The following is a 15,181-nucleotide window of genomic DNA, read 5'->3' as shown; positions in this document are numbered from 1 at the left end:
CTAGCCCTTCAGTCCGCTCGTCGCGATGCCCTCGACGAAGTACTTCTGGCCGAGGAGGAAGATGACCGCGATCGGGATGACCGAGATGGTGAGCCCTGCGAACAGCAGCGCGTAGTTGGTGTCGTAGAGGTTCGAGACGAAGCCCTTCAGGCCGAGCTGGATCGTCCACAGGTCGGGGTTGCGCAGGTAGATGAGCGGCCCGAGGTAGTCGTTCCACGTGTTCACGAAGGTCAGGAGCGTGAGCGACGCCAGCGCCGGAATCGACAGCGGCAGCATGATCTTGCGCCAGATGGCGTACTCGCTCAGGCCGTCGAGCCGTGCCGCCTCGGAGAGCTCCTCGGGGATGGTCTCGTAGAACTGCTTCATCAGGAACACGCCGAACGCGCCGAAGGCCTGCAGAAGGATGATCGACCACAGGGTGTCGGACACCTTGAAGTTCGACAGCAGGATGAACTGCGGGATCATGTACGACTGCCACGGGACGGCGATCGTGCCGACGTACAGCAGGAACAGGACGTCGCGCCCGCGGAAGCGCATGCGCGCGAAGCCGTACGCCGCGAACGACCCGGTCAGCACCTGCAGGAACGTCACCACCACCGCCAGGAACAGCGTGTTGCGGATCCAGACGAGCATGTTCGACTGCGTCCAGATGTCGACGTAGTTCTCCCACACGAAGGCGTCCGGGAACCACTGCACCGGCACCGAGAACACCTCGTTCGCCGACTTCAGCGAGCTCATGACCATCCAGACGAAGGGCGTGAGCAGGCCGATCGCGAACGCGATCAGTGCGACGTACATCGCGATCCGACCGACCCGCCGGGCCGGGGTCAGCTTCTCGCGTCCGGCCGGCTGCGGCGCGCCGCCGGAGAGCTTGCGCAGTCCGCGGCGCGGCATCTCGGGCGACACGATGGCCATCGTCTGCAGGTCGGACGCGGTCTGGGTCGTACCGGTCATCAGATGCTCCGCTTCTTGTTCCAGAGGAACTGCAGGATCGTCACGATGATGCACATGAAGAACAGCGCGACTGCCGCTGCCGAGGCGTAGCCGAACTGGCTCTCCTCGAAGCCCTTGCGGTAGATGAACTGCGACAGCACGAGCGTGGACTGCCCGGGGCCGCCGTCGGTCATGACGAGGATCAGGTCGAAGATCTTGAACGAGTTGATCGTGAGCATCACGGTGACGAAGAACATGGTCGGCCGCAGGCACGGCAGCGTCACGTTGACGAAGCGCTGCCACACGCTCGCTCCGTCCACGCGCGCCGCCTCGTGCAGCTCACGCGGAACGGTCTGGAGGCCGGCGAGGAAAAGGATCATGTAGTAGCCCATGTCACGCCACGTCCCCACGATGACGACCGCGGGCATGGCCCATTCGGGGGAGGTGAGCCATCCGGGCGGGTTCTGGATGCCGATGAACCGCAGGAACTCGTTGATCGGGCCGTAGTCGGGGCTGAACAGCAGATTCCAGACGACGGCGATCGCGACGATCGATGTGATGTAGGGGAAGAACGCGGCGGTGCGGAAGAACGCGACGCCGCGCAGCTTGTTGTTCAGCAGGAGCGCCAGTCCCAGCGAGACGATGATCGTCAGCGGGATGTGCAGCACCGAGTAGTAGAGGGTGTTGAGGACCGAGATGCGGAAGCTGCCGTCGCCGAGCAGCCGCTCGAAGTTGTCGAGGCCGACCCAGTTCGCCGTGCCGAACACGTTCCAGTTCGTGAACGACATGTAGAACAGCACGATGATCGGGATGAGCGTGAGCAGCCCGAAGCCCAGGAAGTTGGGAAGGATGAAGCTCCACCCGATGAGGGTGTTGCGCAGCCTCAGCTTCGAGCGCCGACGATGCGCAGGCACGGGCGGGGGCGGCGCGGCACCGGTCTCGGCGGCGGCGGTGATGGTCGCCATGGCGGACCTCCGGGTGGATGTACGAGTGCGAAGGATGGTCCGCCGGCGGGCCCGGGCCGGATGTCCGAGCCCGCCGGCGGGAAGGGGATCAGTCGAGACCGACCTCGTTGGCGACGCGCTCCTGCGCCTCGGTGATCGCGTCCGCGACGGGCTTGGAGCCCGACAGGATCGCGGTGTGCATGTCGTTGAGGATGCCCTGGATGGCGGCAGCCTTGTTCGACGTCGGGTTCTCCGGGAACACCTCGTGGGTCGAGTAGGCGAACTTCGACAGGTCATCGGCGGGAGCGCCGTCCACGGCGAAGTAGGTCTCGACGACCGAGTCGCTCAGCACGGCCGGCGTGATGCCGATGCCGGCGAGGATCTGCGCGCCCTCCTCACCCGCGGCGAAGGCGAGGAAGTCCTTCGCGGCCTGCACCTTGGACTCGTCGATGCCGGCGTTGATGCCGAAGCCGGTCGGGTCGCCGAAGGTGACGGGGGTGTTCTCCAGTCCCGCGGTCGACTCGTCGGCCTGCGGAATGGGGGCGATGCCCCATTCGAACTCGTCGGCCTCACCAGAGGCCTGCTGCGCGATCAGCGTCGCGACGTACCAGGTGCCCATCGGCAGCATCGCGGCGTTCTGCTTGCCGAACTCGCCCTGGTAGGTGAGCTGGTTCGCGCTCGACGTGTTGAAGTCGACCTGCGCGCCCTCGGACTGCAGCTCGAGCACGTTCTCGTAGAAGGGCTCCATGTACTCGTACTCGCCCTCGAGGATGTCGGACCCGGTCTGGGCGTTGGCGAAGCCCTGCACGGTCGACTGCCAGCGGTGCAGGTACGCGCCCTTGGCCGAGCTGCCCGCCGCGGCGAGGCCCTCGGTCAGTGCAGTGGCCGCCTCGTTGTAGTCGTCCCAGGTCCACGAGCCGTCGGGGTACTCCACGCCCGCCTGGTCGAACAGCGCCTTGTTGTAGAAGAGCACCCACGAGTCGTTGCGATAGGGCACCGCGTATGCCTTGCCGTCGACCTCGTACGAGGCGGCACCGCTGATGCCGTCGGGGAGCTCGACATCGGACACGTCGAGGAGCTGACCGCCTTCGACGAATGTCGGGACGAACTTGACCTCCTTCTGCGTGATGATGTCCGGGCCCGATCCGGCGGCCAGGTCGGCGGTGAGCAGCGTGTTGTACTCGGCGGCGTCGTAGCCCTTGAGCTCGACGGTGACGTCGGGGTTCGCTTCGTGGAAGGCGTCCGCCAGGGCCTGGAACTCGGGCGTGGTGTCCAGGCTCCAGCCCGAGAGGCTCAGCGTGACGGGACCCGACTCCTCGGCCGCGGGCTCGGAGCCGCCGCTGCAGGCCGCGAGCGACAGCGTCGCCACGACGGCGATGCCCGCCGCGGCTGCGTACTTGCGCTTCATTCTGGGAATACTCCTTTGTGATTGCGGACCCGTCCTCGGGCCCATCGGGGTTACCGGTCAGCGTCGGACGCGTCTCCGGGGTGTGCGAGGCGACTCGTGGTCGCCGTCCCGTCCGGCCACGTGACCGTGACGGTGGTTCCGATGCCGTCGGACGCCAACGCGACGTCGGCGCGCGCGTCGGCGGCGAGGTCGTCGGCGGTGAGCTCGAGCAGCGTGGCCGTCCACTCCCCCACCGCGACCGGCTGCGTCGTGATCGGCACGGCGGCCTCGGCCCCGAGAGGACTGGCGTCGCGCCGCGTCTCGATGGCCCCGACCGCTGCGCCGAGGAGGGGGCGGATGCTGCTGCGCAGCCCGTTCCCGGACACCCAGGCCCCGGCGTCACCTGCCTCATGCACGACGCTGTCGGCCGCGATCGCCCAGCCGCCGACGCGAAGTGTCAGCGATCCGGCGTCCACGCCATCCGCCAGGGACTCGACCCGCGCGAGGCGCACCTCCCACGGTCCGCGCAGCAGCGAGTGGACCGTCACGGTGCCCGCCGGCTCGACGTCGCCCTCCACACCGGAGCCGTGGCGATGTGCCGAGGGGCGCGGCGTGATCCAGTGCGCCCGCGAGACGGATGCCGACATGCCGACGCGACCGCCTTCGTCGTCCTGGACGCGCACGTCGATGAGCTCCATCGCGGCGCGATGCGTGGCCCGGCCTTCGGCGTCGACGAGCGTCACCGACTGCTCGAGCGGCTCGTCCCAGGCGCGCAGGTCCGCCAGCGGCGCGGCTGCCGTCGCGTAGCCGATGCGGGCGTACAGCGGTGAGTCGCCGACCATGCTGCCCTCGGCGGCGTGGTCGGTGCCGTGGTTGGCGATGCGGACGATGCCGTCGGCGCAGGTTCCGGAGACGACCCACCCCGCCGCGCGCACGACCCGCAGATCGTCGGCGGTCACGATGGGCAGCGCTTCAGCTGTTGCGGACCACACCGGGTGGTCGGCGGGCAGCACGATGCCGAGGAGGCCCTTGACCGCCCAGTACGGCGAGCCCGGACCGGAGTACGACTGCGCGAGGTGCCGCCACTCATGGTGCCATCCCATGGTGAGGACGCCGTCGGCTGCGGGCACGCCGCGTGACGCGAAGTGGCGCACGACGGCTTCGGCCGCAGTGCGCAGTCGGCCGAGCGGCACTGTCGGCACCTCGGCGATGGCGCCGGCCCAGAACGGGGCGGCGGCGGCGAAGCGGTAGATGAGACTGCGACCCTGCAGCAGGGGCGAGCCGTCGGCGCCGATCAGCGCGACAGCATCCTGCAGGAAGCGGTCCAGCCGCGCGACGTCGCCCGCGGTGCGACCGTCGGCGAGCTCGTCTGCGCCCTGCATCCGTGACCACAGCACCGGGTAGACGTGCAGCGCCCAGCCGACGTAGTGGTCGAAGGAGCGCTCGAAGCCGTCCGAGATCCACCCGTCATCGCGCACGAGCGCGTCGTGCAGCGCGAGGTCGTGCGCGATGTCGTCGGCCGACCACGGTCCGCCGACCGAGCGCAGGAAGGTCTGCACGACGACGCGGAACCAGAGCCAGTTGGTCTTGGGATACGTGTCGTCGCCCACGACCGGCGCGAGGTAGTCGATGACGCGCTGCTGCGTGACCGCGTCGAGGCGATCCCAGATCCAGGGACGCGTCATGTCGAGCACGAGGGCGATGGAGGCGGCCTCGACCTTGGCCTGCGCGTGCTCCTCGAGACGCACCCAGCGGTCCTCAGCGTGCGGGTCGACTCCGGTGACGACGCCGCGTCGGTAGAACTCGGCGAGCTCCTCGGTGCCTTCGCCGCGCGCGCCGGCGATGCGGAAGCCGGCCAGCAGGAACGTGCGGGCGAAGCCCTCGAGGCCGTCGACCGCGCGGCCGTAGCCGCCCTCGGCTCCGGGGAAGAGGATCCGTCCATTGCCGGGCGAGGCGTAGGTGCGCGCCGTGCCGAGCAGTCGGTCGGCGTACGTCAGCCAGTCCGCGCGGGTCCAGCCGGAGCCGATGCCGGCGAGCGCCGACGTGCTCTGCTGCAGGTCCGTCACTGGGCTCTCCTCGCTGCGTTCTTCTCGCCGTTGAAGCGAACGTTTGCGAGCGTATCAACCGGAACCGGTCGTTGCAAGACTGGTTCAGACTTGTTATGATCGTTTTTGATCGATTCGCCGTCCATCGGGCCGCGGATCCGCCCATTTCTCGAGGAGGAACCATGTCGGCGGTGATCGCAGAAGCCCGCTTCGAAGGCCGCCTCGCGTCGGCTTTCCGGCGACAGACGGGGGTCGACACCGCCGGTTTCGCCTCCGTTCTCGCGTCCCTCCTCGTGCCGCCGCCTTCGTCGCTGCCGGTCGCACCCGCCGCCGATCGGACGGTGTGGGGCCCCGGTGGCGTGGCCGATGCTCGGAGCGTCTCCGACATCATCTCCCGTGCCGAAGCGGACCTCGCAGCCCAGTGGCCCCTTCCGCGCGCGAGCGCGGCTGCCCGCGTGCATCTGGACGGCGACCGAGAAGGGTGGGAGCGCGTGGCCTTCGGTCGGCAGCACCGCCTGAGCCGCGCCGTCGTCGCGGCAGCCGTCACCCTCGACGACCGGTGGCTCGCGGAGGTGCTCGACGGCGTGTGGCTTCTGTGCGAGCAGAGCTCGTGGTGCTGGCCGGCCCACGACGACGCCTTCGTCCGACGCGGGTCGGTGCTCGCCACGGTGACCGAGCCGTTCGTGGACTTGGGCGCGGGCGAGGTGGTGGGGCAGCTCGCCTGGATCGATCACCTCATCGGCGCGCAGCTCGAGGCCCGCTATCCGGGGTTCCGCGCACGGATTCGTCACGAAGCCCGCACGCGGATCTTCAACCCGTTCGTCCAGCGCCGCGACTGGCACTGGCTGGGCCTGGACGGCGACGTCCACAATTGGAATCCCTGGATCCACGGGAACGTGATCGTCGCAGCGCTGCGGCTGCTGGACGACCCGCATGCCCCGATCGAGAGGGCGAGCGTGATCGCGCTCGCGATCGAGGGGCTCGACCGCTACGTGTCGTCGCTGCCCGACGACGGTGCGATCGACGAGGGCTACGCGTACTGGTGGAACGGCGCATGCCGCGCCCTGGAGGTGCTCGAGATCCTCCGTCACGCCACCGGCGGGGCGCTGGACTTCCGGGACATCCCGGCGCTGCGCGAGACGGTGGCCTTCCCGCACCGCGTCCACCTCGGCGGCGCCTGGTACCTCAATCTCGCCGACGGCCAGGCGCGGCCCACGGAAGCCCAGCCGTGGCACGCGCTGCACCGAGCGGCGCGCGCCCTGGGCGATGACGACGCCGCATCCCATGCGGCCGCGCATCGCGTTCCCGGTGCGCCCGCCGCACACGAGCGCGAAGGCCTCGGCCGACTCCTGCGTGGTCTCACCGACCGCGCGTGGAGCGGGCTCGCGCAGGCGAGATCCCCTCTGCCCCGCGACGTCTGGTTCGCCTCGACCGAGGTGCTGCTCGCCCGCGAGCGCGCCGGCTCGTCAAGGGGACTCACCGTCGCCGCGAAGGGCGGGAACAACGCAGAGCACCACAACCACAACGACGTGGGCTCGTTCGTCGTCGCCTCCGACGGCGTGCCCGTCATCGTGGACGCCGGACGCCCCACCTACACGCTGCAGACGTTCGGCCCCGGCCGCTACGACATCTGGACCATGCAGAGCGGCTGGCACAACGTGCCCGCGATCGAGGGCACCGAGCAGCACGACGGCCGTCGCTTCGCCGCCGCGGATGTCGAGGTCTCGCTGACCGACGAGACGTCGTCGTTCGCGGCGGAGATCGCCGGCGCGTACCCCGGTCCGCCGGTGTCGTCCTGGCGTCGCACCGTTCGACTCGACCGGACGACGCGGCAGGCCGTGATCGAGGACGCCTGGACCCCGGGGAAGCGACACGGCGAGAGCCGGACGACGGTGCGGATGCTGCTGGCCGGCGACGTGCGCCTGGAAGAGGCATCCGCGTACGTGACGCCACTGGACGGCGTGACGCCGGTGCGCATCTCGTGGCCCGATGGAGTCGTCGCCGCGCTGCTCGTGCGCGAGCTGGACGACCCGATGCTCTCGAGCGTCTGGGGCCAGCGCCTGACACGCCTCGACCTCGACGTGACGACGCGCACGGGCCTCACGGTCACGGTAGAACAGGACTCGACGAACCCGGAGGACGCACGATGACCGACCAGCCCCAGGTACTGCTGGCCGCCGAGCGGCGCGCGCACGTGCTGGCCGCGCTCGAGCGGGACGGCGCAGTGCGGGTCGCTCAGCTCATGGACGAGCTCGGCGTCGCACCCGTGACGCTTCGCCGCGACCTGGCTCAGATGGAGCGCGAAGGTCTTCTCGTGCGCGTGCACGGCGGAGCCGTGCCCAGCACGAACAGCTTCGACGACACCGACGCAGCGCACGCCAGTCGCTCACGCACCGGCTCCATTGCGATGCTGGTGCCGTCGCTGAGCTTCTACTGGCCGAGCGTCGTCCGCGGCGCGGAGGCCGAGGCGGCGCAGCTCGGGATGCGGGTGGTCCTCCGCGGCGCATCCTACGAACTGCAGGACGAACGACCGGTCCTCGAGCGCCTCGTGCACACGGAGGGCGTGCGCGGCCTCGTCGTCGCACCCAACACCGACACGCCGCACGCTCAGGACGTCGTCCAGTGGCTTGCCGACTGCGGGGTCCCGAGCGTCCTCGTCGAGCGCGACGCAGTGCTGCTGCCGGGAGGCACCCCGGTCGAGAACGTCACGACCGACCACGCCCTGGGTGCCGTGCTCGCCGCCCGCCATCTGGCGTCGCTCGGCCATCGGCGGGTGGGCCTGATCATCGCGCGCGACTCGCCCACGTCGCGCAAGATCGCCGCAGGCTGGCAGGCCGCGTGCGCCGAGCTCGGGCTGACGCCCGCCGACCACTTCGAGACCAGCCTTCCACCCCGCACCAGCCCCGACTTCTCGGCTGTGGTGGACGCCGCTCTCGACGCCGCACTGTCGAACGCGGTCACCGCGCTGGTCGTTCACTCCGATCCCGAGGCGATGGCCTTCGTCGACCTGGCGCTCAACCGGGGCATCTCCGTGCCGGGAGACCTCTCGGTGATCGCCTACGACGACGAGGTCGCCGAGCTCTTCACGCCGGCACTGACGGCGGTGAGTCCGCCGCGCGCCGCTGTCGGCCGAGCCGCTGTCGACCTCGTCGCGCGACGCATCGAGGATCCCCTGCGCCCGATCCACCGCGTCGTGCTCAGCCCGATCCTGAACGTGCGCGGCTCGACCGCGCCCCCGCGCGGCGCCTGAGTTCCGCACGGGAGCCGGCGATCAGGCGCCGATCGCGTCTGCGCGCCACTGCGTCAGCACGCGCGCGACCGCGCGCGTATGCGACCACGGCATCTCGGGCACCTCGAGCCGCCCGTCTGCGAGGGCGAGCGACATCGCATCCGCTTCGGCCGCCATGGGCTGCACGACCGGCAGCTCGACACGGCGCTCGCGATCGCGGCCTCGAACGATGATGCTGGACGGGCTGCGGGAGCGGCTTCCCCATGCCTCGGGGAGGACGAGCTCCCCACGGGCGAAGCGGATCGCTCCCGACCGTGGAAGCGTCCGGACGATCGAGGCCGACACCCCCGCCGACAGCCCGCCCAGCGAGATCCGGGCCGACGCGGTGGCGTCCACCCCGTCGACCTGGTCCGCGACGACGTTCGCGATCGTCGGTGTGTCCAGCGGCTGATGGCCTGCCGCTGCGATCTGCACCGCGAGCGCGACCGGGTAGCACCCCACATCGAGGATGGCGCCTCCGGCGAGTGCGGGATCGAACAGACGGCCCTTCCGCGACCCGGCGGCGAAGCCGAATGCGGCATCGACGTGCACCGGCGTGCCGAGCTCACCCCCTGCGGCGAACCCTCGCAACGCGTCGGCGAACGGGCCGAACCTCGTCTTGAATGCCTCGAGGAACGGCCGCCGCACGCGCTGCGCCGTCTGAAGCACCTGTTCCACCTCGTGGGTGGTCGGACTCGCGGGCTTCTCGCACAGCACCGCCTTGCCCGCCTCGAGCGCCCGGATCGCGAGGTCGGCGTGGGTCGTGTGCACGGTCCCGATGTACACCGCGTCCACGTCTTCCCGTGTCAGCACGTCGTCGTAGGAACCGGATGCTGCGGCACCGTGCTCGGCGGCGAAGGCTGCCGCGCGATCGGGTGAGGAGCTGCCGACCGCACGGAGCACGCCGAACTGGGACGCGCGCAGACCCGCCACGAAGTCGCGGCTGATCGCACCCGGGCCGAGCACCCCCCATCTCGTCGCGCGCATCTCGTTGACGGTACCAGCGGCGCAGGTCGTCCACGCGGCGCCGGCGCGGGCGCTCGTCCACCGAGCGCCCGCTCCGTGTGGTCACTTGGTGACCTTGACCGCCAGCTCCTTCGAGGTCGTCGTGCCGGCGGCGTTCGTGAACTCGACCGTGTAGGTGTACGTGCCCTTCGCCTTGTCCGACACCTTCAGCGTCGCACGCTGCGCGTCGGGGCTCGCCGCCTCGAGTTCACCCGCACCCACCTCGGCGCCGTTCTCGAGGAACCGGTACGACGTCGCGTTCGTGCCCCACCACAGGTTCGCCGTGACCGTGTAGTTCCCGTCGCCGTCCTTGTTGTCGGCCGAGAGCGCGGGCTTGCCGGGCGAGGCGTCCGTCACCTTCACCGTGAGCGGTTGCGTCGCCGTGGTGCCCTTCGAGTTCAGCAGCTCGCCCGTGAAGACGTAGGTGCCGTTGGGAAGGCCCTCGATATCGACCACGGCGCGCTGGGCGCCCGGCGACATCATCGTGAGCGGCACCTTCGCGACGATCTGGCCGTCGCGGTAGAGCTTGAACAGCGACCCGTTCTCACCCCACCAGAGGTTCATCGTCACCTGGAAGGTGCCGTCCTGCAGGCCCGTGTCCCAGCCGTCGTTCGACGCCAGCACGCCCTTGCCGGGGGCCGACTTCGCGCCGTCGTCCGATGCGACCTCCGGGAGGGTGACGGGTACCGTCGCCGCGGACCGCTCGCCCTCTCCCAGCTCGTTCACGCCGGCGACCTCGTAGGCGTGCGTCGTGCCGAGCTCGAGGCCCTTGACGGTGCAGGCCGTCTCAGCCGTCTCGCACACGGGCTCGGTGCCGCCGGCCTCGTACACGCGGTAGCCGGTGAATCCGGGTCCGGTGAGCGCCGAGGCATCCCACGAGACCTTGATCGAGGTGTCGCCCGCGGCGACCGCGGTCGCGTTCTGCGGAGCGCCCGGCAGGGTCCGGTCCGCCACCGCGAGCCACGAGATGACGGGTCGCTCACTGCCCGCCCCCTCGTTCGTCACGATGTAGTCGACCGTGGCGGGGCCGGTCAGTGTGAAGGTCAGTGCGGCGGCGAGCGGGGTGCTCGAGCCCGACAGCGGGATGTTGCCCTTCGCGAGCTCCGTGCCCGCGACCGAGACGGTGTGGTTCATCGTGCGGTTGAGGTTCCACCACTCGGTGAAGCCGCCGGTCAGGGTGTACGTGCCCGCGTCGAGCGGCAGCCGGTAGATCAGCTTCGTCGTGTCCTGGTACAGACCCGTCGAGTACTTCTCGTTGATGTCGGTCGTGCCCTTGACCTTCATCCCGTCGGCGACATAGCCCCACTGTTCTGCGGCGGTCGAGACCTGGTCGACCTTGTCGTTCCGCAGGCCGGGGACCGCCTCTGCGACGGCGGAGTACTGCGGCGACGCGGCCCCGTTCGTGCCGGAGTCGATGTAGTACACGAGCGCCGGCGGCACGACCTCGAAGCCGGCGACGACACGCTGGTCGGTGTCCGCCAACCGACCCGTGACCGTGAGCTTGCCGTACTCGGCGCGAGGCTGCGCGGCGGACTCGGCATCCCATTCCACGGCTCGCGGCGTGCCTGCGACGTCGACGGTCCCGGGCAGCTCGTCGTCGACGCCGAGAGCGCCCTGCACTCCGAGGTCCCGCGGCAGGGTCTGCACGTAGACGAGCGCGAGGCGGGCGTTGTAGCCGCTCGTGCCGTTGGTGCCGAACTCGACATCGACGATGGCATCCGCGTCGAGCGTCAGCGTCTGCGCGACCGGGGTGGCCGCACCGTTCGAGACCGCCGTCTTCGTCGTCTCGGCGCCGGCGACCTTGATCTTCGAGTACACGTTGGTCGTGAGGCCGGCACGCGGCGCCTGAACGGCGACGATGTTGTACGAGCCCGCGGGCAGCGCGAGGTGGTACGTGACGGGCTTGTTGTAGTCGGCGCCCACGTACGACGAGCCCCAGTCGCGCGGAGTGCCGGCGGCGAGCGTCGTCGCGGCGGTGGAGTAGCCCCACGTCTTGCCCGCGGTCGTGCCGTCCCACTTCTGGTCGGCGGCATCGTTGCGCAGGTCCGGGAAGGATGCCTTCACTCCGGTGTAGACCGAGCCCTCCGGCGCGCCCGACGCCCCCGAGTCGATGAAGTACTCGAGATCGGCGGGTACGACGAGCACGGTCGCGCTGAAGCGCTGGTAGTAGCCCGACGACAGCTTCTCGGTCGAGCGACCGGTCCCCGCGAAGGTGCCGAGCTCTGCAACGGTCTTGGCCCCGGCGGTCGAGCTGAGGCTCCACGTCACCGCGGCATCCGTGCCGGCGAAGTCGAGCTTGGCCGGAAGCTTTCGCTCGCTGGACGTGACCGTCACCACGCCGAGGTCGAGGACGTCGGGGCTGACATCCTTCGGTGTGAGGCCGTCGGCGGCAGCGGTGAGGCGCGTGGCGATGGCTGCTGCGCCCTCGGCGTCGAGGCCGTACTCCTCTGGCGCGTCGACCGCCTCCTGTGCGTTGGCGAGCACGGCGGCGAACACGGCCCACGATTCGGCGCTGTACTCGCTCTCCTCGAGGCCGTCGACCGTGTCGATGGCCGCGGCGAGCGGGGCCGTGTCGACGGCGGCGGAGTCCGCGGTCGCGGTGATCACACCGACCGCATCGACGTTGATGGAGCTGTCGTTCGCCGTCCTGATCACGACTGTATGAGCGGTGTTCTCGAGCCCGCGCAGCATGAACGCCGTCTTCTCGCTGCCGGCCGGGAAGGTCGGCGCGGCAGTGGCAACGGTGATGCCGTCGACGATCACGTCGACGGTGGGCGCGCCGCTGTTCGTGCCGATGATGTCCAGTCCCGTTCCGGTGAACGAGTACGTCATCGCGGCACCCTTGGCCGTGCTCTTGGAGGCGGTGCGCTGCCACTCGAACATGCCCTGTCCGTTCACGTGGCTCCAGCTGCCGTCGAACTCGAGGACCGGCTCCGAGGTGTCGTCCCAGCTCGTCTGGTGCATGCCGTCGACGATCGCCGCGTAGTACGGCGTGTAGCCGGGCACGGTCTCGACCTTGAGGTTGTCGAACTGCACGAAGCTGAAGCTCGAGCCGAGCTGGATACGACCGGCCGCCTGCGGCGCGGCGTCCGTATAGGCGGCGACCTCGACGCCGTTGACGTACGCGGTGTAGACGTTGCCGGCCACCTTCACGGCGACGTTGTTCCAGACGCCCGCACCGGGCTGGAAGCCGACCGCCGCGTTGCCTGCGACGCTGCCGCTCGACAGCGTCGCTCCGTAGCGCATGAAGGTCCACGCGCCGGCCGGATCGATCCGCAGTTCGGCCGCCGACACGTTCTGCCCGTTCGGCGTGCCGCCCTGCTCGCGGGCGCCGACGGTCGCGTACTGGGATCCGGATGCCTCGAACAGCACATCGGCCGAGACGGTGTAGTTGGCCCAGCGCGCGTCACCGATGGTCGTCTTCGGATCACCGCCGTTCCAGGCTCCGCCCGCCATGCCCGGGCCGACCTGCTGACGCAGCACGCGCCCATGGGCGGCATCGGGGGTCGCCACCGACTCGAACGCGCCGTTGGTGTCGTTCGTGTAGCGCGGCGTCACGCCGTTGTCTTCTGCCTGCAGGGCGGGTGTGCCTTCCGGCTTGGCTCGGCCGCCACGGGCGTCGAGGAACGACTCGTCCGTGTCGACCACCCGACCGGTCTCGGGGTCGTAGCCCTTGATCGGCTCCTGTTCGCGATAGTCGAAGTCGTCGCCGTAGAGGAAGGCGTCGTCGGTCACGCCGTTGACGTGACCCGACACATCCGTGTCGAGGACGTCGCGACCGCCGTCGGCGTCGGTGTACTCCTTCGCGCTCGGCAGCGAGCTGCCGTAGCCGTCCCTCGCGGTGATCGCGCCGTCGGCACCGGCCGTTGCATGGTCGAGGGTGGTGAAGGTCAGTGCCGACCACGGCTTGACCGTCACCGTGTACGAGCCGCCCGCGTCCGGCGTGAGCTCGCCGACCGGCTGCAGGTAGTTGGCGTCGTACGCCTCGCCCTTGTCGGCAGCGCGGGTCTCCCACAGCTCCGCCGTCTGGTCGGAGCCGAGGTTCAGGCCCTTCGCGTTGATGCGATAGGTCTTCGTGAATGTGGAGTCGTTGATGATCACCGTCGAGAAGTCCGAGGCGTCGGGCGCCGCGAGCGTTGTGTACGACGCGCCGCCCGCACGGGCGCCGCCCGGCGGGTTGCCGGTGCCCAGCTCGCTGCGCGAGGCCTGCGGGATCGCGCGCCAGATGCCGGCGGTGTTGTCGGCGTTCTCCCACCCGAGCTTCGCGAACTGCGTGAACTGCTCGATCACGGAGAGACCGCCGTCGTAGTACAGCCAGCCCGACCAGGGCTCACGAGCGTTCACGAGCTCCTTCGAGGAGTACTGGAACCCGTCGTAGAACGAGCCGATCGCCGGCTGGAAGATGTTCATCGTTCGGCGCGACGCGTGGAACCCCGTTGTCACCCAGTTGCCCATCTCGAGCGCGCTGTTGGTGCCTCCGAATTGGGTGCCGAAGCCGCCCTGCTCGTCGCTGGCGTTGTTGTTCGGGCGGTCGGCGGAGCTGGAGAACGTCGACTGGCCCTCGGAGTTCCAGACCTCCTTGTCGAGCTGCTCGGCGATCTTCTTCATGTTGCCGGCACTGTCGTCGGCGCTGGAGTAGTGGAAGCCGACGATGTCGACGGCGTCGCGCAGCGACGGGTCGGTGGCCGAGGTCATCGCGTTGCCGAATGATACCGGTGGTGTCCCGACGGTGTCGGCGGCGATGGTCTGGATGGCCTGGTAGAGGCTCTTCTCCTCCTCCGACGCGAAGCCGTTGTTCGGATCGGTGGCGGTGGCGCCCTCGTAGCCCTTGGAGTCATTCGCGACCCAGGCGGAGAAGTCCTTGTACAGCGGGATCTCGGGGTTGCCGGTCTCGTTGGCGTCGGGGTTGATCGAGTCGACCATGATGCCGAACTCGCGATAGGCGGCGAGGACGGTGTTCTTGAACCAGATGTACTGGTCCTGATGGTTCGTGACCCACGTCGGACGGTTCCAGCGCAGGAGGCTCACGTGCACGTCGCCATGAGCCACCAGCTGCGCATCCGCGGCGAGCTGGAAGCCGGGTTCGCGCAGCACGTTCGGATATTCGTCGCGCGACCGCATCGTGGCGGCGTTCGGACCCGTCGAGGTGTTCCGGTCGTTGCCCATCTCGATCTTGACGGTGTTCATGATCGGGTGGTCGCCGCCGAAGAGCGTCTCGATGAGCTCCCAGTACTTGTCGGGATGCTGCGCCTTGTAGTCCAGCAGCAGCGCGCTGGTGGAGTTCGCCGACAGCACGCCGAAGCCCTTGAAAGTCAGCCCGTTCCGATTCTGCGCCGCTGCGGCGACGTCGGCGCCGTCGACGGTCAGCACCACCGGATCGGTCACCGCCGCCGCGGCAGGCGAGAGCGGAATCGCAACCGCTGTCAGCGCGAGCGCGGCGGTCGTGAGGGCGGCCGTGATCCGGGCAGATGACATCTTCGCCATGGAAGGTTCCTCGTCGTTGAAAGGATTAGCCCACTCGGGTCCGCTCGCCAGGGAACCACCTCGCGCTGAGAGTCGAAAAGCGAAAAGCACACAGTCGAACACACTCGAATCGAAT

The 15,181-nt window shown here is 69.4% G+C and carries 8 protein-coding genes; 2 read left to right on the top strand and 6 right to left on the bottom strand.

All coding sequences use genetic code 11. From position 1 onward, the window contains the following. From AC5RVZ_RS00325 to AC5RVZ_RS00310, 4 genes are all read right to left on the bottom strand, one after another. Positions 1 to 954, bottom strand: a complete 954-nt coding sequence (locus AC5RVZ_RS00325) for a carbohydrate ABC transporter permease (RefSeq protein ID WP_494063795.1) — start codon at positions 952 to 954, stop codon at positions 1 to 3. Next, positions 954 to 1,898, bottom strand: coding sequence for a carbohydrate ABC transporter permease (locus AC5RVZ_RS00320; RefSeq protein WP_494063794.1), 945 nt, complete (start codon positions 1,896 to 1,898; stop codon positions 954 to 956). Before AC5RVZ_RS00320 ends, AC5RVZ_RS00325 begins: the two co-directional genes overlap by 1 nt. 88 nt (positions 1,899 to 1,986) lie before the next feature. Beyond that, the gene (locus tag AC5RVZ_RS00315) at positions 1,987 to 3,285 is read right to left on the bottom strand and encodes an ABC transporter substrate-binding protein (protein ID WP_494063793.1); all 1,299 of its coding nucleotides are present in this window, start codon (positions 3,283 to 3,285) and stop codon (positions 1,987 to 1,989) included. 50 nt (positions 3,286 to 3,335) lie between these two features. Then, entirely contained in the window at positions 3,336 to 5,330 is a 1,995-nt protein-coding gene (locus AC5RVZ_RS00310; RefSeq protein WP_494063792.1) for a DUF2264 domain-containing protein, read from the bottom strand. Between the two features lie 161 nt (positions 5,331 to 5,491). Here AC5RVZ_RS00310 and AC5RVZ_RS00305 point away from each other — a divergent pair, with 161 nt between their 5' ends. Together AC5RVZ_RS00305 and AC5RVZ_RS00300 are read left to right on the top strand one after the other, a co-directional pair. Continuing rightward, entirely contained in the window at positions 5,492 to 7,459 is a 1,968-nt protein-coding gene (locus AC5RVZ_RS00305; protein ID WP_494063791.1) for a heparinase II/III domain-containing protein, read from the top strand. Further along, positions 7,456 to 8,559: a LacI family DNA-binding transcriptional regulator gene (locus AC5RVZ_RS00300; RefSeq protein WP_494063790.1), complete on the top strand. Its 1,104-nt coding sequence runs from the start codon at positions 7,456 to 7,458 to the stop codon at positions 8,557 to 8,559. The genes AC5RVZ_RS00305 and AC5RVZ_RS00300 overlap by 4 nt, the downstream gene beginning before the upstream one ends. A 21-nt stretch (positions 8,560 to 8,580) precedes the next feature. Here AC5RVZ_RS00300 and AC5RVZ_RS00295 read toward each other — a convergent pair whose 3' ends face one another. Continuing rightward, positions 8,581 to 9,564 (bottom strand): Gfo/Idh/MocA family protein, encoded by a 984-nt coding sequence (locus AC5RVZ_RS00295; protein ID WP_494063789.1) that lies wholly within the window; start codon positions 9,562 to 9,564, stop codon positions 8,581 to 8,583. 81 nt (positions 9,565 to 9,645) lie between these two features. Continuing rightward, a complete protein-coding gene (locus AC5RVZ_RS00290; RefSeq protein ID WP_494063788.1) occupies positions 9,646 to 15,066 on the bottom strand; it encodes a fibronectin type III domain-containing protein in 5,421 nt (1,806 codons plus the stop codon). Positions 15,067 to 15,181: the final 115 nt, after the last annotated feature.

The sequence above is a fragment of the Arthrobacter sp. Cza30 genome (assembly GCF_059090765.1).
Note: the sequence above shows the minus strand (reverse complement) of the source record. Positions and strands in the feature narration are given on the sequence as shown.